The 19,663-nt window shown below is 46.7% G+C and carries 21 protein-coding genes; 18 read left to right on the top strand and 3 right to left on the bottom strand.

All coding sequences use genetic code 11. From position 1 onward, the window contains the following. The first annotated feature begins 7 nt into the window (after window positions 1-7). The 11 genes from nuoG (at window position 8) to VF685_RS04695 (ending at window position 12,026) form a co-directional block, all read left to right on the top strand. A complete protein-coding gene (gene nuoG, locus VF685_RS04745; RefSeq protein WP_286384824.1) occupies window positions 8-2,686 on the top strand; it encodes an NADH-quinone oxidoreductase subunit NuoG in 2,679 nt (892 codons plus the stop codon). Window positions 2,687-2,689: 3 nt separating this feature from the next. Further along, window positions 2,690-3,691, top strand: a complete 1,002-nt coding sequence (gene nuoH, locus VF685_RS04740; RefSeq protein ID WP_005179637.1) for an NADH-quinone oxidoreductase subunit NuoH — start codon at window positions 2,690-2,692, stop codon at window positions 3,689-3,691. Window positions 3,692-3,707: 16 nt separating this feature from the next. After that, the gene (gene nuoI / locus VF685_RS04735) at window positions 3,708-4,250 is read left to right on the top strand and encodes an NADH-quinone oxidoreductase subunit NuoI (protein WP_005179629.1); all 543 of its coding nucleotides are present in this window, start codon (window positions 3,708-3,710) and stop codon (window positions 4,248-4,250) included. Continuing rightward, a complete protein-coding gene (gene nuoJ, locus VF685_RS04730) occupies window positions 4,250-4,768 on the top strand; it encodes an NADH-quinone oxidoreductase subunit J (RefSeq protein WP_286384864.1) in 519 nt (172 codons plus the stop codon). Before nuoI ends, nuoJ begins: the two co-directional genes overlap by 1 nt. Then, a complete protein-coding gene (gene nuoK / locus VF685_RS04725) occupies window positions 4,768-5,076 on the top strand; it encodes an NADH-quinone oxidoreductase subunit NuoK (RefSeq protein ID WP_005179622.1) in 309 nt (102 codons plus the stop codon). The genes nuoJ and nuoK overlap by 1 nt, the downstream gene beginning before the upstream one ends. Continuing rightward, a complete protein-coding gene (nuoL, locus tag VF685_RS04720) occupies window positions 5,073-6,968 on the top strand; it encodes an NADH-quinone oxidoreductase subunit L (RefSeq protein WP_104487499.1) in 1,896 nt (631 codons plus the stop codon). The genes nuoK and nuoL overlap by 4 nt, the downstream gene beginning before the upstream one ends. A gap of 1 nt (window position 6,969) precedes the next feature. Beyond that, window positions 6,970-8,583: an NADH-quinone oxidoreductase subunit M gene (gene nuoM / locus VF685_RS04715; RefSeq protein ID WP_075174598.1), complete on the top strand. Its 1,614-nt coding sequence runs from the start codon at window positions 6,970-6,972 to the stop codon at window positions 8,581-8,583. A 3-nt stretch (window positions 8,584-8,586) separates the two neighbouring features. Further along, window positions 8,587-10,080, top strand: coding sequence for an NADH-quinone oxidoreductase subunit NuoN (gene nuoN, locus VF685_RS04710; RefSeq protein ID WP_005179615.1), 1,494 nt, complete (start codon window positions 8,587-8,589; stop codon window positions 10,078-10,080). A 122-nt stretch (window positions 10,081-10,202) separates the two neighbouring features. Continuing rightward, the gene (gene upp / locus VF685_RS04705) at window positions 10,203-10,838 is read left to right on the top strand and encodes a uracil phosphoribosyltransferase (protein ID WP_045796291.1); all 636 of its coding nucleotides are present in this window, start codon (window positions 10,203-10,205) and stop codon (window positions 10,836-10,838) included. A gap of 80 nt (window positions 10,839-10,918) precedes the next feature. After that, window positions 10,919-11,212, top strand: coding sequence for a cold-shock protein (locus VF685_RS04700; protein WP_163145534.1), 294 nt, complete (start codon window positions 10,919-10,921; stop codon window positions 11,210-11,212). 112 nt (window positions 11,213-11,324) lie between these two features. Continuing rightward, window positions 11,325-12,026 carry a cold shock domain-containing protein gene (locus tag VF685_RS04695; protein WP_180192009.1) on the top strand — a complete coding sequence of 234 codons (702 nt, stop codon included), beginning with the start codon at window positions 11,325-11,327 and terminating at the stop codon, window positions 12,024-12,026. Window positions 12,027-12,075: 49 nt separating this feature from the next. Here the strand turns inward: VF685_RS04695 and gigC are convergent, their stop codons facing one another. Continuing rightward, window positions 12,076-12,957, bottom strand: a complete 882-nt coding sequence (gigC, locus tag VF685_RS04690) for a LysR family transcriptional regulator GigC (RefSeq protein ID WP_005179612.1) — start codon at window positions 12,955-12,957, stop codon at window positions 12,076-12,078. Window positions 12,958-13,042: 85 nt separating this feature from the next. Between gigC and VF685_RS04685 the strand changes: the two genes are divergently transcribed. From VF685_RS04685 to VF685_RS04675, 3 genes are all read left to right on the top strand, one after another. Beyond that, complete coding sequence (locus VF685_RS04685) at window positions 13,043-13,804, top strand: ferredoxin--NADP reductase (RefSeq protein WP_034597870.1); 762 nt, start codon at window positions 13,043-13,045, stop codon at window positions 13,802-13,804. 70 nt (window positions 13,805-13,874) lie between these two features. After that, the gene (locus VF685_RS04680; RefSeq protein ID WP_180192008.1) at window positions 13,875-14,138 is read left to right on the top strand and encodes a hypothetical protein; all 264 of its coding nucleotides are present in this window, start codon (window positions 13,875-13,877) and stop codon (window positions 14,136-14,138) included. 123 nt (window positions 14,139-14,261) lie between these two features. Next, window positions 14,262-14,537 carry a hypothetical protein gene (locus VF685_RS04675; RefSeq protein WP_104505627.1) on the top strand — a complete coding sequence of 92 codons (276 nt, stop codon included), beginning with the start codon at window positions 14,262-14,264 and terminating at the stop codon, window positions 14,535-14,537. Window positions 14,538-14,631: 94 nt separating this feature from the next. Here the strand turns inward: VF685_RS04675 and VF685_RS04670 are convergent, their stop codons facing one another. Then, complete coding sequence (locus VF685_RS04670; RefSeq protein ID WP_034598216.1) at window positions 14,632-15,054, bottom strand: hypothetical protein; 423 nt, start codon at window positions 15,052-15,054, stop codon at window positions 14,632-14,634. 442 nt (window positions 15,055-15,496) lie between these two features. Here VF685_RS04670 and VF685_RS04665 point away from each other — a divergent pair, with 442 nt between their 5' ends. The 4 genes from VF685_RS04665 to VF685_RS04650 all read left to right on the top strand — a co-directional run bounded on the left by VF685_RS04665 (window position 15,497) and on the right by VF685_RS04650 (window position 18,358). Continuing rightward, window positions 15,497-15,829, top strand: a complete 333-nt coding sequence (locus tag VF685_RS04665; RefSeq protein ID WP_005179600.1) for a hypothetical protein — start codon at window positions 15,497-15,499, stop codon at window positions 15,827-15,829. Between the two features lie 199 nt (window positions 15,830-16,028). Beyond that, on the top strand, window positions 16,029-17,819 hold the full coding sequence (locus tag VF685_RS04660; protein WP_286384827.1) for a mechanosensitive ion channel: 1,791 nt from the start codon (window positions 16,029-16,031) through the stop codon (window positions 17,817-17,819). A 76-nt stretch (window positions 17,820-17,895) separates the two neighbouring features. After that, the gene (locus tag VF685_RS04655; RefSeq protein ID WP_163145538.1) at window positions 17,896-18,078 is read left to right on the top strand and encodes a hypothetical protein; all 183 of its coding nucleotides are present in this window, start codon (window positions 17,896-17,898) and stop codon (window positions 18,076-18,078) included. Between the two features lie 133 nt (window positions 18,079-18,211). Further along, window positions 18,212-18,358, top strand: a complete 147-nt coding sequence (locus VF685_RS04650; RefSeq protein WP_005179593.1) for a hypothetical protein — start codon at window positions 18,212-18,214, stop codon at window positions 18,356-18,358. A gap of 24 nt (window positions 18,359-18,382) precedes the next feature. On the opposite strand, the gene VF685_RS04645 is transcribed toward VF685_RS04650, so the two are convergent. Next, complete coding sequence (locus tag VF685_RS04645; RefSeq protein ID WP_163145539.1) at window positions 18,383-19,585, bottom strand: NAD(P)/FAD-dependent oxidoreductase; 1,203 nt, start codon at window positions 19,583-19,585, stop codon at window positions 18,383-18,385. Window positions 19,586-19,663 lie beyond the last annotated feature (78 nt).

The raw sequence follows: 19,663 nt of genomic DNA, 5'->3' as shown, positions 1-19,663 counted from the left end.
TTCGACTATGGCTACAATTCATGTCGATGGAAAATCGTATGAAGTCAACGGCTCAGAAAACTTGCTGCAAGCTTGTTTAAGCCTTGGCATCGACATCCCATATTTTTGTTGGCATCCATCCTTAGGTTCTGTCGGTTCTTGCCGTCAATGTGCTGTGACGCAATACGCGAATCCTGAAGATACGCGTGGTCGTCTGGTCATGTCATGTATGACGCCTGCTGCTGACAATACCTACATCTCGATTGAAGACAAAGAAGCAAAAGATTTCCGAGCTTCTGTTGTTGAATTCTTGATGACCAACCACCCACACGACTGTCCGGTCTGTGAAGAAGGTGGTCACTGTCATTTACAGGATATGACTGTAATGACGCAACACGACCGTCGTCGTTACCGTTTCACCAAGCGTACGCATTACAACCAGGAACTGGGTTCGTTTATTGCGCACGAGATGAACCGCTGTATCGCATGTTACCGTTGTGTGCGTTACTACAAAGACTATGCTGGTGGTACCGACTTTGGCGTATATGCCAATGCATCACGTGTGTACTTCGGTCGTCCAGAATCAGGGACTTTAGAATCTGAATTCTCGGGTAACCTGACTGAGGTCTGCCCAACAGGTGTATTCACCGACAAAACTCACTCTGCACGCTACAACCGTAAGTGGGACATGCAGTATGCGCCAAGCGTATGCCAAGGCTGTTCTTCAGGCTGTAACATTTCTCCGGGTGAGCGTTATGGTGAACTGCGTCGTGTAGAAAACCGTTTCAACGGTGAAGTGAACCAGTACTTCCTGTGTGACAAAGGCCGTTTCGGTACCGGTTATGTAAACCGTGAAGATCGTCCGCGTCAGCCACAATTCCGTGATGGTCAAAATGTCACGACTGTGTCTGTCGATCAGGCATTAGACACCGTGATTGAGAATCTTCAAGGCAAAAAAGTGCTGGGTGTTGGCTCACCACGTGCCTCGCTTGAATCGAACTTTGCACTGCGCGAACTGGTTGGTCAGGACAACTACTCAACCGGTATGTCGCAAAAAGAGCAAAGCCTAGTGGAACTGGCGGCATCAATCATGCAAACCGAAGGTGTTTACAACCCGGGTATGCGTGAAATTGAAAGCTATGACGCCGTGTTAATTCTGGGTGAAGACCTGACACAAACTGCACCACGTATGGCGTTATCTGTTCGTCAAGCGGCGAAAAACAAAGCCAAAGAAATGGCGGCAGAGCGTCGTACTCAAGAATGGCTGGCTGAACCAGTACAACGTATTGCGCAAGATGCGAAATCTCCGATTTACATTCTGGCTGCAACACAAACCCGTCTAGCAGATGTAGCAACTGGTGAAGTGGTTGCATCTCCAAATGACATCGCGCGTTTAGGCTTTGCTATTGCAGCTGGCGTAAAAGGCGAAGTGATTACCGGTTTAGATGACGATGCCAAAGCATTTGCGCAAACCATCGCAGATACCTTAAAAGCGGCGAAGAAGCCTTTAATCATCTCTGGTACAAGCTTACAAGACGCTGCGATTATGGAAGCTGCTGCACAAGTGGCGCAGAATCTGGGTAATGCAGGCTTAACATTGACTGTTCCTGAAGTGAACTCAATGGGCTTGGCGATCTTTGGTGGTCAAAGCTTGGAGCAAGCCTTTGCACAAGACTATGACACTGTGATTGTGGTGGAAAATGACCTTTACCGTCGTTTACCAGCGGCTCAGGTCGATGCTGCACTTGCAGGTAAAGACATTATTGTGCTGGACCACTCTGAAACTGCGACTGTGGCGAAAGCAGACATCGTACTTTCAGTAGCAAGCTTCGCTGAAGGTGATGGTACTGTGGTATCGCAAGAAGGCCGTGCACAGCGTTTCTATCAAGTGTATGACCCAAGCTACTACAAGCCGGAACTGGCGATTAAAGAATCTTGGCGCTGGTTACATGCCCTTGAAACTGGCATGAAAGGCAAAGCGATTTCATGGACCTTGCTGGATGATGTGATCGAGTCTGTAGCGAAAAACGTACCTGCATTAGAAGGTATTTTAGACGTTGCACCAGATGCGGGCTTCCGTGTCCATGGTCTGAAAGTGGCACGTGAACCACGTCGTTACTCAGGTCGTACTGCCATTCGTGCACCGCTTTCGATTCACGAACCAAAACAGCCGACCGATGTCGATTCTGCATTAACTTTCTCGATGGAAGGTTATGTCGGTAATCAGACGCCATCTGCACTGGTGCCATTTGCGTGGTCTGCAGGCTGGAACTCGCCACAGGCCTGGAACAAATTCCAGGACAACGTGGGCGGTCACTTAAAAGGTGGTGATTCAGGCGTACGTTTATTCGACCGTTTACCAAAACGTCCAGCACGTAGCTTCGTAGCACCAAGCCCTGTATTGGCCAATCCGGACAGCTTCCGTTTGGTGCCAATGCATCATATTTTTGCGTCAGGTGAATTCACCATTAAAACACCAGCGATGGAATCACGTATTCCTGAAGCCATGTTTGCCGTGGGTGAACAGGATGCAAGCCGTTTGAACCTGAAAGATGGTCAGAAGATCACTGTGAAAGCAGGCGAGACTTCAATTGTTCTTCCAGTTCAAGTGATTGAATATTTACCTACAGGTTATATTGGTTACCCAATTGGTCTAGCACCGACGGTATCTCTTGCTGAGCCTGTGTCAGTCGCGGTAGGAGTATAATTCATGGAACAAGAATTAATGCGTCAAACACCGCTTTGGGCTGAGAACTGGCCAATTGCCTATTCAGTCATTCAAGCGATTGTGATCTTGCTGGTTGTGGTACTGGTTGCAGCATTAATGTCATTTATCGAGCGTCGTCTGCTCGGTTTATGGCAAGACCGTTACGGTCCGAACCGTGTAGGTCCGGGCGGTATGTTCCAGATTGTCGCCGACATGCTGAAAATCATGTTCAAAGAAGACTGGACACCAAAATTCGCTGACAAGCTGACTTTCCGTATGGCACCTGCGGTTGCAATGGCAACTGCGGTACTGTCGTTCATGGTTATTCCTGTATCACCGTATTTAGGTGTGGCAGACATGAGCATCGGCCTGCTGTTCTTTATGGCAATGGCGGGTATTGCAGTCTATGCGGTTCTATTTGGTGGCTGGTCATCAAATAACAAATATGCATTGCTGGGTGGTCTACGTTCTGCAGCGCAAACCATTTCTTATGAAGTGTTCCTGGGTATTTCCCTGATGGGTGTGGTGGCAATTGCCGGCTCATTCAACATGCGTGAAATTGTAGAAGCACAACAAGATGTCTGGTTTGTAATTCCTCAGTTCTTGGGCTTCTTGATTTTCGTGGTTGCAGGTGTTGCGGTAACGCACCGTCACCCGTTTGACCAACCAGAAGCAGAACAGGAATTGGCAGAAGGTTATCACGTCGAATACGGCGGTATGAAATGGGGGATGTTCTTCGTTGCGGAATACGTCAACGTGGTGCTGATCTCTGCGCTGATCGTGACGTTATTCTTCGGTGGCTGGTTAGCGCCATTCGGACTTGATTTCTTACCTCCAGCATTCTGGTTCATTATCAAAACAGCATTCTTTGTAATGATGTTCGTTCTGGCACGTGGTTCTTTAATGCGTCCACGTTATGACCAGGTAATGAACTTTGGCTGGAAAATTTGCTTGCCATTAGCGTTGGTGAACCTGCTGGTTACTGGCGCGGTTATCTTGTGGTAAGGGCAGGGAGAACAAAATGTATAAGTTTCTAGCTGGATTTGGGTCAATCGTGCGCTCGTTGTGGATGGTGTTCAGCCACGCAACCCGCAAACGTGACACCATTTTATATCCGGAAGTGCCAGCCGAAGAAATCGTACCACCGCGTTTCCGTGGTCGTATCGTGCTTACACGTGACCCAGATGGCGAAGAGCGCTGCGTTGCCTGTAACCTTTGTGCCGTTGCATGTCCAGTGGGTTGTATTTCACTGCAAAAAGCAGAGCAGGAAGATGGTCGTTGGTATCCGGAATTTTTCCGTATCAACTTCTCTCGCTGTATCTTCTGCGGTATGTGTGAAGAAGCCTGCCCGACAACTGCAATTCAGCTGACACCAGACTTTGAATTGGGTGAATATGTTCGTCAGGACCTGGTCTATGAAAAAGAACACTTGCTGATTTCAGGTCCGGGTAAATATCCTGACTATAACTTCTACCGTGTAACCGGTATGGCAGTTACAGGTAAAGACAAAGGTCAAGCACAAAAAGAAAGTGCACCTGTTGATGTACGGAGTCTATTACCATGATGTGGCCGTTTTATTTGATGGCACTCGTGGCCATTATCTCTACTGTTCGTGTTGTCACCAACACGAACCCAGTACATGCGTTACTGAGCTTGATCGTGTCATTACTTGCAGTTGCAGGGATGTTCATGATTGTGGGTGCACCGTTTGCCGGTGCCCTGGAAATTATTGTGTATGCCGGCGCGATCATGGTGTTATTCGTGTTCGTGGTGATGATGTTGAACTTGGGTCAGCAAACTGTTGAACAAGAGAGCAAATGGCTCAACTCATCTGCATGCGCATATCCAGCATTAATGAGCTTCCTGATGGGTCTGGTTCTGGTATGGATGCTTGCATCGGATTACTCCAGCACGCCAGCTGTCATGGGAACCGAAATTGTTGGTCCTAAAGAAGTCGGTCAAGCACTCTTTACTCACTATTTATTATTGGTTGAAGTTGCCGCGATGTTATTGCTAGCAGCCCTGGTTGCAGCATTCCACTTAGGTAAACGTGAACCAGGTGCAGAAGAGGAAAAACAATAATGGGCAACATCCCTTTAGAACATGGTTTGATCGTTGCAACCATTCTTTTTGCACTGGGTTTTTACGGTGTAATGGTGCGACGCAACCTGTTATTCATTTTAATGAGCCTTGAAATCATGATGAACGCAGCAGCACTTGCGTTCGTTCTGGCGGGTAGTGCCTGGGTACAACCAGATGGCCAGATCATGTTCATCTTGATTCTGACGCTGGCTGCGGCAGAGGCGTGTATCGGTCTTGCGATCGTCCTTCAGTTCTATCATCGCTTCCATCACCTGGATGTGGATGCTGCTAGTGAGATGCGCGGATGAGTTATTTATATTTAACAATTTTGTTCCCGCTAATCGGTTTTATTTTATTAGCGGCAGGGCGTCACAATCTTCCTGAGAAAGTTGCGGCGATTATCGGGGTAGGGGCAGTTGGTTTATCGGCATTATTTGCCCTGATTGCCGGCCTTGACTTTGTCAATAACGGTAAAGAACTTTACGTTCAGCATTTGTGGACGTGGTTCAGTGTGGGTGATTTTGCCCCAGGCATCAGTTTGCAGCTTGACGGCTTATCGTTACTGATGATGGGCATGATCACCGGTGTTGGTTTCCTGATTCACATCTTCGCATCTTGGTATATGCGTGGTGAGGAAGACTTTGCACGTTTCTTCTCTTACTTCAACCTGTTCGTAGCCAGCATGTTACTGCTGGTACTGGGCGATAACCTGGCGTTATTGTTCCTGGGTTGGGAAGGTGTAGGTCTGTGTTCTTACCTGTTAATCGGTTATTACTACCAGAACCCGGCCAACGGTTTTGCGGCAATTAAAGCCTTTACCGTAACGCGTGTTGGTGACGTATTCCTGCTGATTGCACTGTTCTTGCTGTATCAACAGTTCGGTACCCTGAATACACAGTATATCGTTGAGAATGCTGCTGCGGTTATGACCCAAAGCTCATCAATTACCATCTGGACTGCCTTAATGTTGTTCCTGGGTGCTGCTGGTAAATCTGCGCAAATCCCGTTACAAACCTGGTTGGCAGATGCGATGGCGGGTCCGACACCAGTATCTGCGTTAATCCACGCGGCAACCATGGTGACTGCAGGTGTTTATCTATGCTGCCGTATGTTCAGCGTATTTGAACTTGCACCAGAAGTGATGATCTTCATTTCTATTACCGGTGCAGTAACCTTGCTGGTGGCTGGTTTTGCAGCGCTGGTTCAAACCGATATCAAACGTATTCTGGCTTACTCAACCATGAGTCAGCTCGGTTATATGTTTATGGCCGTAGGTGCTGAAGCGTACCAGGCGGGTCTGTTCCACATGCTGACTCACGCATTCTTCAAGGCATTATTATTCTTGTCTTCAGGTGCGGTGATTCTGGCTTACCATCATGAACAAAACATCTTCAAGATGGGTGGTCTGTTCTACAAGAACAAATTCCTGTTTGCATGTTTCGCGATTGGTGGCGGTGCCTTGGCAGCCATTCCATTCCTGACCATCGGCTTCTTTTCTAAAGATGCGATTCTGGCCGCGGTGTGGACACAAAGCCATTTAGCTGGCGTACCAGTCTTCAATACACTGTATTGGGTGGGTGTTGCAGGTGCGTTCTTAACGTCTATTTATACTTTCCGTTTAATCTGGGTAGTATTCTTCGGCAAAGAAAACACGCCTTATCATGAAATCAAAGGCATTACTTACTGGGCTCCACTGGCAATTCTGGCAGTGCTTTCAACGGGTCTGGCGATTGTGCTGAAAGCACCAGTCATGAGTATTCTGGATGCTGCACGAATTCCAGCCTTCATTATTCCTGAAGCGCTTGAAGCCGGTGCACATGGTGCTGAATACATCGCGATTGGGGTTGCTTTGGCAGGTCTTGCTGTTGGCGTGGTGCTGTTTGCGTTTGCTTACAATGCCGTGAAAGGCTTTGCTCAGACTTCTCTGGGGTCAGGTCTGGCCAATATCTGCCGTAATGCACTTGGTTTCGATGCGTTGTATGACATCGTATTCGTGAAGCCTTACCTGCTTATCGCTAAAATTTTAGGTCGCGATCCGATTGATGGCTTGTGGCTGGTGCTTCCTGCAATTGTTAAAGCAGGCAACAGCTTTACCAGTTCACGTCAAACCGGTTCATTGCGCGAATACGCCTCTAGTATGGCCCTCGGTGTTGTTGTTTTACTGCTGGTCGTGGTCGTGACTCAGGTCGTGGGGAAATAAGATGGAAGCTCCAAACAATATCATTTTACCCGCACTGATCCTCGTTCCGTTCATTGCAGGTTTTATTTGTTGGATCGTCGACAAGCTCGACGACAAACTGCCGCGCTATATTGCGCTGGTGGGTATGCTGGTAACGCTGGGTCTGACCCTGGCGTTATGGCAATCAGGTACGTATCAATATGAATTGGGTGCACAGGTTCCAAGCTGGGCTGCCCAATTCCAGTTGCCTTGGATTCAAACCCTGGGCATTAACATTCACCTGGCGGTAGATGGCTTATCATTACTCATGGTTGGCCTGACAGCGCTGCTGGGTATTTTGGCCGTCGGCTGTTCTTGGGGTGAAATCCAGAAGAACGTGGGCTTCTTCCACCTGAACCTGTTATGGTCTTTAGGTGGCGTAATTGGTGTATTCCTGGCGATTGACCTGTTCCTGTTCTTCTTCTTCTGGGAGATGATGCTGGTTCCAATCTACTTCCTGATTGCGCTTTGGGGGCATAAAGGGGCAGATGGTAAATCGCGTGTTTACGCAGCAACCAAGTTCTTCATCTATACACAGGTTGCAGGTCTGATCATGCTGATCGGTATCTTGGGGCTGGTGATTTACGGTTACATGCTGTCAGGTACCATCTCGTTCAACTACCACTATCTGTTAGCGGTGGCGAATACACTTGATGCACAGTTACCGGCAGTGGCTTATGCCTTCATGATCTGTATGTTCATCGGCTTTGCGGTAAAACTTCCAGTTTTCCCGTTACACGGCTGGTTACCAGATGCCCACGCACAGGCACCAACAGCGGGTTCTGTTGACCTTGCAGGTATCTTGATTAAGACTGCAGCGTACGGTTTACTCCGTTTCGTGATTCCATTCTTCCCGGCGGCTTCTGCACAGTTTGCAGACATCGCGATTATTTTCGGTTTAATTGGTATTTTCTACGGCGCTTGGTGTGCCTTCCAGCAAACCGATATGAAACGCCTGTTGGCTTATACCTCTATTTCGCACATGGGCTTTGTGTTACTGGCGATTTACGCAGGTAATATCCTGACTTACCAAGGCTTAATGATCATGATGCTGGCACATGGCTTGTCATCTGCTGCATTGTTCATTATGTGTGGTCAGGTCTATGAACGTGTGCATACCCGTGACATGCGTCTGATGGGTGGTATTCGTGGTCAATTCCCGTATCTGGCCTTCTTCCTGATGTTCTTCGTGGCAGCATTGGTCGGTATCCCGGGTCTGGGTAACTTTATTGGTGAATTCCTGATTCTGATGGGTTCATTCAACCAGTTCCCTGTATTTACAATCATTGCTGCAGTGAGTCTGGTGTTTGCAGGTCTTTATGGTCTGATCCTGATTCACAAAGCATTATTTGGTACACCAAACGAAGAGCAAAAACAGCATTACAGCAATCCGTTAAAAGATCTGGATGCGCGTGAAATTGTGATTCTGTTAATTTGTGCCGTTGGTCTGTTATGGCTTGGTCTGTATCCACAAAGCTTCCTTGATATTTCCAATTCAAGCATGGCGTGGTTAGCAAACAGCTACATTCCAGTTCAAGAGCTAGTTGACGTGACCGAACAGGTAAGCACTCAACTCGAAAATGTGGAGATCCAATAAGTCATGAACTTCACAATGTCATTTTCCGAGCTTATGCCATTAGCTCCTGTGATGATCGTGGCTTTAACTGCGATCGTCGTGATGATTCTCACCGCAATCAAGCGTAACCATAACCTGATTGCGACAGCATCTGTAGTGGGCTTAAACCTTGCTGCAGCGTATATTCTGCTCTCATTATTCGGTGGTGCTTTTGCACCAGCGAATGTCATGGGCATGTTTATGATTGATCAGTTCACACTGGTTTATCAGTTACTGATCCTGGTTGCTGCACTGGCTTGCTGTACCTTGTCACATGCTTATATTGAAAGCTATAAAGACAATCGTGAAGAGCTGTACATCCTGATGTTGTCCTCAGTTGCAGGCGCAATGCTCATGGTGGCAAGCTCGCACTATGCTTCATTCTTCATCAGCCTGGAATTGATGTCGATTCCGGTGTATGGCTTGTTAGCCTATACGCATCAGCGTTCGAAGTCTTTAGAAGCAGGGGTGAAATACCTGGTACTTTCAGCAACCGCATCTGCGATGTTGCTGATGGGTATGGCGTATATTTATGCCTACACCGGTTCACTGTCATTCTATGACTCTGTACAGGCGCTTATGCAGAACCTGCACCAGCCACTGGTCATTTTAGGTATTGCCTTAATTATCTTTGCGGTTGCATTCAAACTGTCTTTGGCACCATTCCACAAATGGACACCAGATGTGTATGCGGGTGCTCCAGCACCAATCGCGACCTTCCTGGCAACGGCTGCCAAAGTGGCGACCATTGGTTTGTTCGTACGTTACTTGCTGACTTCAGGTGCCATCCTGCAAGAATCAGTTATTACACTGCTGACCATTATTGCCGTACTGTCGATTGTGGTCGGTAACTTCCTGGCGGTACGCCAAGTGAACTTGAAGCGTGTCCTGGCATACTCTTCAATCGCACACTTCGGTTATCTGCTGATTGGTCTGATCAGTCTGACTTATGCCAGCTTGGGTAATGTGACTGTTTATGTGATTACCTATGTATTAACCACGATTGGTGCTTTCGGTGCCGTAGCGTTAATGTCGAGTCCATATAACAACACTTCAGAAGCAGAAAGTCTGGCTGAATACCGTGGTCTGTTCTGGCGTCGTCCAGTGCTGACTGCTGTATTAACCGTGATGATGCTGTCTCTGGCCGGTATTCCACTGACTGCAGGCTTTATTGGTAAGTTCCTGATTGTCATGGCTGCGGTAACAACCCAGCACTGGTTCCTGGCAGCGATGATTATTGTCGGTTCGGGTATTGGTCTGTATTACTATTTACGTGTGATGGTGGTGATGTATATGACTCCGCCAGAAACACCAAAAATGGATGCAGTCGATCACTGGGGTCAACGTGTTGGCGGGATCATGGTTCTGCTGGCTGCACTGGCGGTATTGGTGATTGGTGTTTATCCGGATCCAATTATCCAGATGGCGCTTGAAGCCGAGATTTTATCTCCAATTCACTTCATGCTGTCTCAGCAATAATCTTGAAAAAGAGAATTGTCTAGCAAAAAGCCCTCAATATTTGAGGGCTTTTTTGTTTTTATCAGGGTCAAAAAATGATTATAATAGACGGAATTTTATCTTAACCTTTTAGGTGTTCTCCCGTGGCTATCCATGAAATTCGTCATCCGCTCATTCGTCATAAACTCGGTTTACTGCGTCGTGCAGATATCAGCACTAAAAACTTCCGCGAGCTGGCGCAAGAAGTGACCATGCTGTTGACCTATGAGGCGACCAAAGATTTGCCAATGGTCGAGCATGAAATTGACGGCTGGAATGGTGCGGTCACGGTAGACCGTATTGCCGGTAAAAAAATTACGGTGGTACCAATTTTACGTGCCGGTATTGGCATGCTGGATGGTTTCCTGAACCTGATTCCAAGCGCCAAAGTGTCTGTACTGGGCTTAGAGCGTGATGAAGAAACGCTGGAAGCACGTACCTACTACAAAAAACTGGTACCGGATGTACAAAACCGTATTGCCATGATCATTGACCCAATGTTGGCCACCGGTTCATCTTTAGTGGCGGCGATTGATGTGTTAAAAGCCAGCGGCTGTAAAGATATTCGCGTGATGGTGCTGGTGGCTGCGCCAGAAGGCATTCAGCGTGTAGAAGCAGCGCATCCGGATGTGGTAATTTTCACTGCCTCTGTGGATCAGGGCCTGAATGAAAATGGCTATATCGTACCGGGCCTGGGTGATGCTGGTGACAAAATTTTCGGTTCCGTGCAAAAAGACTGATTTTGCCAGTGAACAGAGAAGGGGCTTTTATAGCCTCTTTTTTATATACTAAGCTTGAAGCGCAAATGGGGGACAGGTCGATGAGCAACGAACAATATCAGGGTAAAGTTAAGCAATACAACGCAGACAAGGGTTACGGCTTTATTGCCTGTCCGGAAGGCGAAGTGTTTTTTCATATTTCCGATTTCCCGGCCGATAGGATAGAACCGAAGCGAAATGACCGGGTGAAATTTAATGTGGTCAAAAACGGCAACAAGTTTAAAGCAGTGAAAATTGAGCGGGTTGAAGACCAGTCGGCCAAAGCCAAAAAATCCAAAGTGGCCGCCCATAACCAGTCGATTACTTCTTCCCTGCTGTCCAATTTCCGACGTTAGTACTGAGGTAGAATTTATATATTCTGCTTAAGTCGAGTATAAGAATAGAAAAGAGGCTTTTTAGCTTCTTTTTTATTACAATTATTAAAAATATCAAAGATAAGAGCGCATTATGTTTCAAGAGGGGAAAATCAAAAGCTATCATGAAGATCGTGGTTTTGGTTTTATTCAGATAGAGAAAGAGTCAAAAGATTTATTTTTCCACATCAAAGATTTTCCCAATAAGAATGTTCCACCTAAAATCGGTGAAAATCTAAAATTTATAATTGTTGAAGATGCAGGAAAATTTAAAGCCGCGAATATTGTGCGCTTAGACCTAAAAGTATCAGAGCCTGCTGAACAGAACAATCTACGATACAGAAATATCGAGGGTAAAGTTTCGTCAAGAGATAAAAAGAAGTCTTCATGGCTTAACTCAAAGATCATTACTGTATTAGGCTTAATCATTATTTTAGGATTAAGTGTTTTGGTATATAAGAAATATCAAGAATATCAAACTCAGAAACAGCAAAAACTTGAAGAACTGATGATTGCTCAGCAACAGATCGTAGCTGAGCAAAGAGCGGTACATGGCGAATTACCGGAACTTGGACTTAGTGAAAAAGGGAAAAAGAATTTAGAAAATGTCCAAGAGAATGTAGAGCAAGCGCTGCCGGTAAGTAGCAGCTCATCTGAACAATTTAAATGTGATGGCCGCGAGCATTGTAGTCAGATGAAGTCTTATGAGGAGGCTTTATTCTTTATTCGTAATTGCCCAAATACCAAAATGGATGGTGATGGCGACGGGATTCCATGTGAAAGCCAATTTCGATAAGGTATGAAAAAAGCGCCTGCAGGCGCTTTTTTATGGATTAAATACAGTCTTATTTGCTGTCACAGAACTTCATAAAGGCTTTCAGACCTGGACCCTGGTATTTCTGACGATGCACCAGCATAAATAAAGGCCGCGCCAGTTGCCAGAATGGAGTATCTAAAATCACCAGCTGGCCTTTTTCACGTAAAGGCTCAATCGCCAGTTTTGAAATACAGGACATGCCTAAGCCGCCGGCCACAATTTTCAGAATGGCTTCATTATGACCCAGGGTTAAACGGATTTTGGCATCTGGCACATCTTTTAAAATGGCGTTATCAAATACTTCACGCGTGCCTGAACCTTCTTCTCGTAAAATCCATTCCACCTGTTTAAAGTCTTCTGCGGTTAAGGCACGGTCTAGCTGCGCCAGCGGATGATTCGGTGAACAGCAGACCGCCAGTTCATCATCACGCCAGTGGATACATTGCAGCTGCGGTAAATGACAGGAACCTTCAATCAGGGCTAAATCGAGCTGGAACTGGTTGACTGCTTCAATCATTTGACGGGTATTACCGACTTGCAGCTGTAAATGCGCCTGTGGCTGAATTTGTAGGAAGTTGGCCATTAAATCTGGCATCAGATAATCGGAAATGGTCAGGGTCGCGCCCAGACGCAAATCAATGCTTTGCAGCTCACCTTTGGCGGCCTGTTCAAAGGCCTCACAGCGACCCAGAATTTCAAGCGCCTGCGGGAGTAAAAAACGGCCCAGATCATTCAATTGCAGGCGTTTACCTAAACGGTCAAACAATGGTGCGCCTAAACCATCTTCCAGATCTGCTAAAGCCATACTCGCCGCACTTTGCGTCAGTTTGACGGCATCACTGGCCTTGGTTACTGTGCCTTCTTGAGCGACTGCTACAAAAACAGCCAATTGGCGTAAAGTCATGCGCATGAATATAGCCTTAACATTTAAAAAATATTAATAAATTATGCTGCCATGCTACCATGAGCGCAGTCTTTCATGCCACGTACAAATTATGTCAATTGAAAAATTTAGCCTAGAAACGGTGTTATCTGTACATCGCTGGACCGATACCTTGTTCAGCTTTACCATGACGCGTCCAGCCCACTTTAAATTTACTGCCGGGCAATTTGCGCGTATTGGCCTTAAAGTCGGCGATGAACTGGTGGTGCGGGCCTATTCAGTGGTGTCCTCACCTTTTGATGAAACCCTGGAATTCTTTTCAATTGTCGTACCCGATGGGGCCTTTACTTCCAATCTGCAACATCTGCAGGTTGGCGATGAGCTGTATTTGGAAAAAGTACCGTATGGCTTTTTAACCTTGGCGCGCTATCAGTTGCCTTTGCCACAAGACTTATGGCTTTTGGGTACCGGCACCGGACTGGCGCCATTCCTGTCGATGCTGCAAGACTTCGACACCTGGAATAAATACCAGCATATCCATCTGGTCTATAGTGTCCGTACTGCCGCTGAACTGGCCTATGTCGAGCGGATTGAAGAAATTGCAGCGACTTTTGGCGAAGGGCATACAGGTTTTAAATTTGTGCCGATTATTACCCGTGATCCGAACGCACCTTTGCATGACCGTCTGCCGGTGTTAATCGCCAATGGCGAGCTGGAAAAAGCTGTGGGCCTGTCTTTTAATCCGGACAGCAGTCATGTGATGCTATGTGGTAACCCGCAAATGGTGGAAGATACCAAAGAAGCCCTAAAAGCGCGTGGCCTGAGCATGAATCGCCGTGGAGAAGGCAATATCGCGGTAGAGAATTACTGGTAAGCTTGAGTGCTACAGGCTTACTTCAATGGTCTGCTGTTCTCAGCCTGGTTTATTGTTCTGTGAGGATGTGATGCAAGTGTTTCAATCCATGCTTATGGCCAGCGTCGCGCTGGTGGCGGAAACTACGCTGCAGGCAAATATCACAGGCACGGAAACAGAAGTGACGGTACAAGAAAATGTGCTGATCTATACTGGCCCGCTCAGCCAAGATGCCAATACCCGTGCAGCTGCCTTGTTAAAGCAGTTCCCGCAAGTACAGACCCTGAAAATCACCAGTCAAGGGGGTGAAATTGGTCTGGGAATGGATTTGGGTGATCTGGTCTATGCGCATTAGCTGAATGTAGAAGTCGGGCAATACTGTTTTTCCTCCTGCGCCAATTATGTGTTTCCGGCCGGAAAGGTCAAATATCTGAACTGGCGCAGTCAGCTGGGCTGGCATGGCGGCGCCATGTAACCAATGCAGTTTGATGATGCAGACATGGAGCAGGCCTATCAGCAGTATATTGGCCCGATGCGCGCCAGAGAAACCGCGTTTTTCCAGAAAATTCAGGTCCAGCAGGCATCGACTACAGCAGGGCAAGCGCCTGAATATGCGCGCTATCAAGATTGTATTGGCTGGCGCTATACACGCCAGAAAATGCAAAGTTTTGGAATAGATCAGGTGCGCTATAAACAGCTGATCTGGCTACCCAAATCCAGTTTTAAGCAGCAGTGTATTTTTACCATTCGCTAACGGATTAAATGAAACGTATATTCTATTAAAAAACCTCATCTGTATGATTCAGATGAGGTTTTTTTGATGAAGTGTCAGCACCACTTGAATATGCTTAATGCACAAACATATCCATAAAATGACGGATTTCCTGAATCGCTGTTTCTGTATCAGTAGTCAGCCAGGTCGGTTCAAAAAAGCCGGCATAGTGTTCGACACGGTCTGCAGGGACCACCAGACGCACTGGACATTCTTCTTCCAGTAAGCGCCATGGAATAATCGGCACTTCATTATCGAGCCAGGCCGCGACATTACGCACATCAATCACCATGGCATTAATGCAGTCTGGAAACGGCATCACTGAAAACTCTTCAGTACGACGGCGGAAATATTCCAGATCGCCCCATTTCAGAAGAAAGCTCGGTTTACTGAACTCAATAATCCCGATTAAATGCTGATCACGCGTGTAGTGCAAAGCACATTGATGTGTGACGTCAGTGTCAAGATCAAGCGTTACACTTTGTTGACGATACGCCATAAAATTCTGGAGCATGAAAAAAAGAGTGACGTATTATAGCGCATTTGTATGCGTTAAGGCAGCGCTTGTGGTGGGCGAGCTGAAGCAAATTGTTACCTGGCATTTTGCTGTATCAGGCAAGGAGGGGCTGATCAGCACTGGAGAATGCTCAGGCTGCTGAATTTTTTCTCTCATCTAGGCGATTCTATATTCCTTTTCATGTGCTTATTCTTCTAATTTTGCATCAGTTATCCATCTGCTTGTTGTGATTAAAAAGCATACAAGATCTATCAGCTGCTGAACCCGGCTTGCGTCAAAATTTTGAATAAAATGAAAGCAGTAATAAACTTCAATTTTTGTAATTACATTTTTCACCATCTCACAATGCTTTGTCACACAACACAACAATGCTTCTTGTTAGTATAAAAATTCGACAAGCGAATAGAAAAGAAGTGAGGGAAACATGAGCCATGATTTTAACAAGCCACCTCATGTCACAAGCGCAGAAGAAGTACAAAAGAAAAAACGTATGCCAGTTTTTATCTTGATTGCTGTGGGTGTTTTTCTGCTGGCACTGGTGGTGTACATGTTTGCGGATCGTGATCCTAAACCGAGTGAGGCACCACCTGGGCATCCGAATGCCAATGTAGAACAGGCTACACCCAATAACAGTACGCCTGCAATGGCTGAAGAAGGTGTGGCGACCACAGGTGTGGATGGCGACATTGGCACCGCTGTAGATGGTGATTCAGCCACTGCCACTGATGGCGATACCGCTACGGCCACCGCTCAATAAGTCTGAAGATTGCATAAACCCTGACCGTCAGTTCAGGGTTTTTTGCGATAGCCGTGCATTCTTACACGCTTGGTACTTCATAAAAACACGGTACTTAAAAATACAAAGTACTTAAACCTTTCATTTTTACCATGATCAAGATGCGCATCTTTTGCCATGAACAACGAATGTAGAAAGTCATAACAAGAGGGCAAGACATATGAATGATTATTTTGATGGAAACCCGAGAGGTGCAGGCTTCGATGCCATGTACTACTGGGAACAGTTTCATCCCATTTTATCGGCGATTGCCATACTTATTATTGGTTGGATTATTGCATTAATTGTCGGTGCAGCCATTAAAAAAGGCTTAGAAAAGCTGGGCACCAACCAGAAGCTGTCGCATGCCACCGGGCACCGTCCCAATGTAGAAAGTATTCTGTCCAGAGTTGCCTTCTGGATCATCATGATTATCGCGATTATCGCGGCGCTGAATGTGCTGAATCTGACCAGTGTCAGTGGGCCGTTTAGCAATATGATTCAAAGCTTCCTGGTCTTTATTCCCCAGTTGTTGGCAGCCATTGCGGTCGGTTTTATTGCCTGGATTGTCGCAACGCTGGTCAAAATGGGCCTGCAGCGCGTACTGAATCGTACCCAGCTGGATGAAAAGCTCAGTGCCGATGTCGGGGTTAGCTCGATTAGCCGCAATATCAGTGATATTGTGTACTGGTTAATCCTGTTACTGTTCTTGCCAATTGTGCTGTCGATTCTGGGCTTAAACGGCCTGTTGTATCCAGTACAAAACATGGTGACTGAAGCCATTTCTTATCTGCCGAATATCTTTATTGCCGGCGTGATTATTTTTGTCGGTTATATTCTGGCTAAAATTGTCCGTGGTATTGTCGAAGGTTTAATTGGTAGCCTGAATCTGCAACAGCAGGCGCAAAAAATTGGCCTGTTCAAGAACTCTAACTTGCCGAAGCTGGTCGGTTCTTTTGTTTTCGCCATTATTATCATTACTGCATTAATTATTGCATTTGAAGCCTTGGGTATTGAGGCGATTTCTCAGCCGGCAACCGCCATGCTGCATGAAATCATGTATGCAATTCCGCATATTATTGCCGCCGGTTTAATTCTGATCATTGCCTATGTGGTGTCGCGTTTCGTGGCCAATCTGGTGGTTGAAATTATTTCAGGCACAGGTGTCGATGAAATTCCGGCCAAACTGGGTGTACAGCGTTTCCTCGGTACCACCAAAGTATCGACCATGGTTGGTTGTCTGATCGTGTTCTTTACCATGCTGTTTGCTGTGTCTGAAGCGGCTAACCGTCTTGGTTTCGAGCAGGTGAGTGGTCTGATTTCCATGTTCATTTACTTCGGTGCCAATATCCTGCTGGGTGCGGTCATTCTGGTGGTCGGTTTCTGGCTGGCGAATGTGGTGGCCAAAGTGGTCGAGCGTGGTGAATACAACAGTTCACGCTGGTTAGCGACGCTGGTACGCGTACTGATTATGGGTCTGGTCGTAGCAATGGGCTTACGTGCCATGGGCATTGCCGATTCTATTGTGAACCTGGCCTTCGGTTTAACCTTGGGTGCAGTTGCGGTGGCCTTTGCTCTGGCCTTTGGTCTGGGTGGCCGTCAACCGGCAGAACGTGTTTTAACCGATCTGATTGATAAAGCCAAACGCGAAGCCAAGCAGCCGAATCCGTTGAAACAGGAGCAGGACAGTGCGGCCAATAGTGGCTTTACGACCCCAGGAGTGAATCCAATGAACAAACAGGACCCGTCACAAGGGACAAATACCCCCATGACTACGGATTTGTCGAATACCACACCGGCAACGCTGACCACTGCACCACAGGAAGATGAAGCATCCGGTGCAGATCAGGTTACACCTGATACGCTGAAGGTGGATCCGGCGCATCCGGCCAATAATAATCCGTTTGGTTCAACTGGTGAAAAAGAACCGGATGTCGATGCACATCAACCACGAAAAGATGACCCGAAATAACCTGTCATCTATCTACAAGGTCGATCAAACTGAGTGTTGATCGACCTCGTTTTTTGTTGAAAACTGGAGAAGCAGAATGACGAAAAAGAAAGCGCCTTCTAATCTTTTTGCACCCGTAGTGATTGCAGGGATTACCCTTGGCTTTTTGGCCAGCGCATATAAATTTATTTTTGCCAAAACTCAAAACCAACCCGGCCAGAGCGCTGATGATCCGGGCGATACCGGGCAAGCTGCGACCAAAGTCGATGATGTTGTATAAATGAACAATTTTTTGTTATAGTAAAGCTTCATAAAAAAGGAATAAATATTTCATATATTTTAGATGCTTATATTTAATCTGTATGAAATATTCAGGGAATAAAATCGACGAAAGTCTATTTGGGGAAGACCTTATGTTAAAAATTAGCTTAAAACAATCAGAACAGCCGGCAGTACTACCAAAGCATGTTCAGTGCGCCGTGGTGAAAATGCAGCAGACTATTTTACGTGTACAACGCCAGAATCATCTGTGCTTATTGCGCACAGATTATCTGGAATAATTCATCCACCAGTTTTATAAACCATCAGACATATTGGGCGGCGGCATGCGCTGACGCCCAGGCCCACTGGAAGTTATAACCACCTAAATGGCCCGTCACATCCAGCACCTCACCGACAAAATACAAGCCTTTCTGCTTTTTACTTTCCATGGTTTTGGAAGAAACTTCAGTGGTATCGACGCCACCTAAAGTCACCTCTGCGGTACGGTAGCCTTCGGTACCTGACGGTTTGACTTCAAAGCTGTGCAGGCGCGCTGCAATCTGCTCCAGTTTTTCATCACTCAGCTGTCCGATGGCGCTTTCCGCCTGTTCCGGCCAGATCAGCTGTTGCAGCTCTGCCACCACACTTTTCGGTAAATGTTCGGCCAGTAAGGTACGTAACAGCACTTTCGGCTGGCTGGATTTTTTGGCTTTAAAAAACTCGGCTAAATCCACGGCCGGCAGGAAGTCGATATGAAAACTTTGGCCGACATCCCAGTAATTGGACAGCTGCAGCGAACTTGGTCCGCTTAAACCGCGGTGAGTAAACAGCAAAGCTTCGGTAAAGCTGTTTAGCGTATTGGAAAGTGTGGTCTCTACGGCATTACCACTGAGGCGGGTAGTGACTTCTTTAAAACTGTCGGAAAAGGTAAACGGCACCAAGCCAGCACGGGTTGGATAGACATGATGGCCAAACTGCTTGGCAATTTCATAACCGATTCCGGACCCTCCCAGCGTCGGAATGGACAGGCCGCCACTGGCGATCACCACAGATTCTGCCTGAAAATAACCTAAAGTGGTTGCGACCTGAAAACCCAAATCATCTATGGCGGTCATGGCTTTGACTTCACAGCTGGTTTTAATCTCGACCAGACCGGTTTTGTCACACTCGGCCAGCAGCATATTCAGAATGTCTTTGGCGCCATTTAAGGTAAACAGCTGCCCATGTTTACGTTCTTCATAGTCAATGCCATATTCGCAGACCAGCCCGATAAAATCCCAATTGGTATAGCGGCTGAGCGCGGAAATCACAAAATGCGGATTATGTGAAATATAGTTGCTTGGCTCGACATAGAGGTTGGTGAAATTGCATTTACCACCGCCCGACATCAGGATTTTCTTGCCAACTTTATTGGCTTTTTCCAGCACCAATACTTTGCGTCCGCGCTGGGCAGCCATATAGGCGGTCATTAAACCAGACGCACCGGCACCCAAAACTAGAACATCGTATTGATTTGCTGTTGTCATGTTGCACCGAGAGAAAATGAAAGCGGACTATTATAGACTTTATCGTTTGATGATGCCGCATTTTCCAGATTGAAATGT

It is taken from the genome of Acinetobacter sp. Brlt_5 (genome assembly GCF_051949055.1).
GTDB classification, from domain to species: Bacteria; Pseudomonadota; Gammaproteobacteria; order Pseudomonadales; family Moraxellaceae; genus Acinetobacter; species Acinetobacter indicus.
This window is presented reverse-complemented; position numbering and strand designations above follow the sequence as displayed.

Excerpts from the sequence above, each read along its gene's own strand:
- nuoG (WP_286384824.1), top strand. The coding sequence starts at position 8 with ATGGCTACAATTCATGTCGATGGAAAATCGTATGAAGTCAACGGCTCA.
- nuoH (WP_005179637.1), top strand. The coding sequence starts at position 2,690 with ATGGAACAAGAATTAATGCGTCAAACACCGCTTTGGGCTGAGAACTGG.
- nuoI (WP_005179629.1), top strand. The coding sequence starts at position 3,708 with ATGTATAAGTTTCTAGCTGGATTTGGGTCAATCGTGCGCTCGTTGTGG.
- nuoJ (WP_286384864.1), top strand. The coding sequence starts at position 4,250 with ATGTGGCCGTTTTATTTGATGGCACTCGTGGCCATTATCTCTACTGTT.
- nuoK (WP_005179622.1), top strand. The coding sequence starts at position 4,768 with ATGGGCAACATCCCTTTAGAACATGGTTTGATCGTTGCAACCATTCTT.
- nuoL (WP_104487499.1), top strand. The coding sequence starts at position 5,073 with ATGAGTTATTTATATTTAACAATTTTGTTCCCGCTAATCGGTTTTATT.
- nuoM (WP_075174598.1), top strand. The coding sequence starts at position 6,970 with ATGGAAGCTCCAAACAATATCATTTTACCCGCACTGATCCTCGTTCCG.
- nuoN (WP_005179615.1), top strand. The coding sequence starts at position 8,587 with ATGAACTTCACAATGTCATTTTCCGAGCTTATGCCATTAGCTCCTGTG.
- VF685_RS04700 (WP_163145534.1), top strand. The coding sequence starts at position 10,919 with ATGAGCAACGAACAATATCAGGGTAAAGTTAAGCAATACAACGCAGAC.
- VF685_RS04695 (WP_180192009.1), top strand. The coding sequence starts at position 11,325 with ATGTTTCAAGAGGGGAAAATCAAAAGCTATCATGAAGATCGTGGTTTT.
- gigC (WP_005179612.1), bottom strand. The coding sequence starts at position 12,957 with ATGCGCATGACTTTACGCCAATTGGCTGTTTTTGTAGCAGTCGCTCAA.
- VF685_RS04685 (WP_034597870.1), top strand. The coding sequence starts at position 13,043 with ATGTCAATTGAAAAATTTAGCCTAGAAACGGTGTTATCTGTACATCGC.
- VF685_RS04680 (WP_180192008.1), top strand. The coding sequence starts at position 13,875 with ATGCAAGTGTTTCAATCCATGCTTATGGCCAGCGTCGCGCTGGTGGCG.
- VF685_RS04675 (WP_104505627.1), top strand. The coding sequence starts at position 14,262 with ATGCAGTTTGATGATGCAGACATGGAGCAGGCCTATCAGCAGTATATT.
- VF685_RS04670 (WP_034598216.1), bottom strand. The coding sequence starts at position 15,054 with ATGGCGTATCGTCAACAAAGTGTAACGCTTGATCTTGACACTGACGTC.
- VF685_RS04665 (WP_005179600.1), top strand. The coding sequence starts at position 15,497 with ATGAGCCATGATTTTAACAAGCCACCTCATGTCACAAGCGCAGAAGAA.
- VF685_RS04660 (WP_286384827.1), top strand. The coding sequence starts at position 16,029 with ATGAATGATTATTTTGATGGAAACCCGAGAGGTGCAGGCTTCGATGCC.
- VF685_RS04655 (WP_163145538.1), top strand. The coding sequence starts at position 17,896 with ATGACGAAAAAGAAAGCGCCTTCTAATCTTTTTGCACCCGTAGTGATT.
- VF685_RS04650 (WP_005179593.1), top strand. The coding sequence starts at position 18,212 with ATGTTAAAAATTAGCTTAAAACAATCAGAACAGCCGGCAGTACTACCA.
- VF685_RS04645 (WP_163145539.1), bottom strand. The coding sequence starts at position 19,585 with ATGACAACAGCAAATCAATACGATGTTCTAGTTTTGGGTGCCGGTGCG.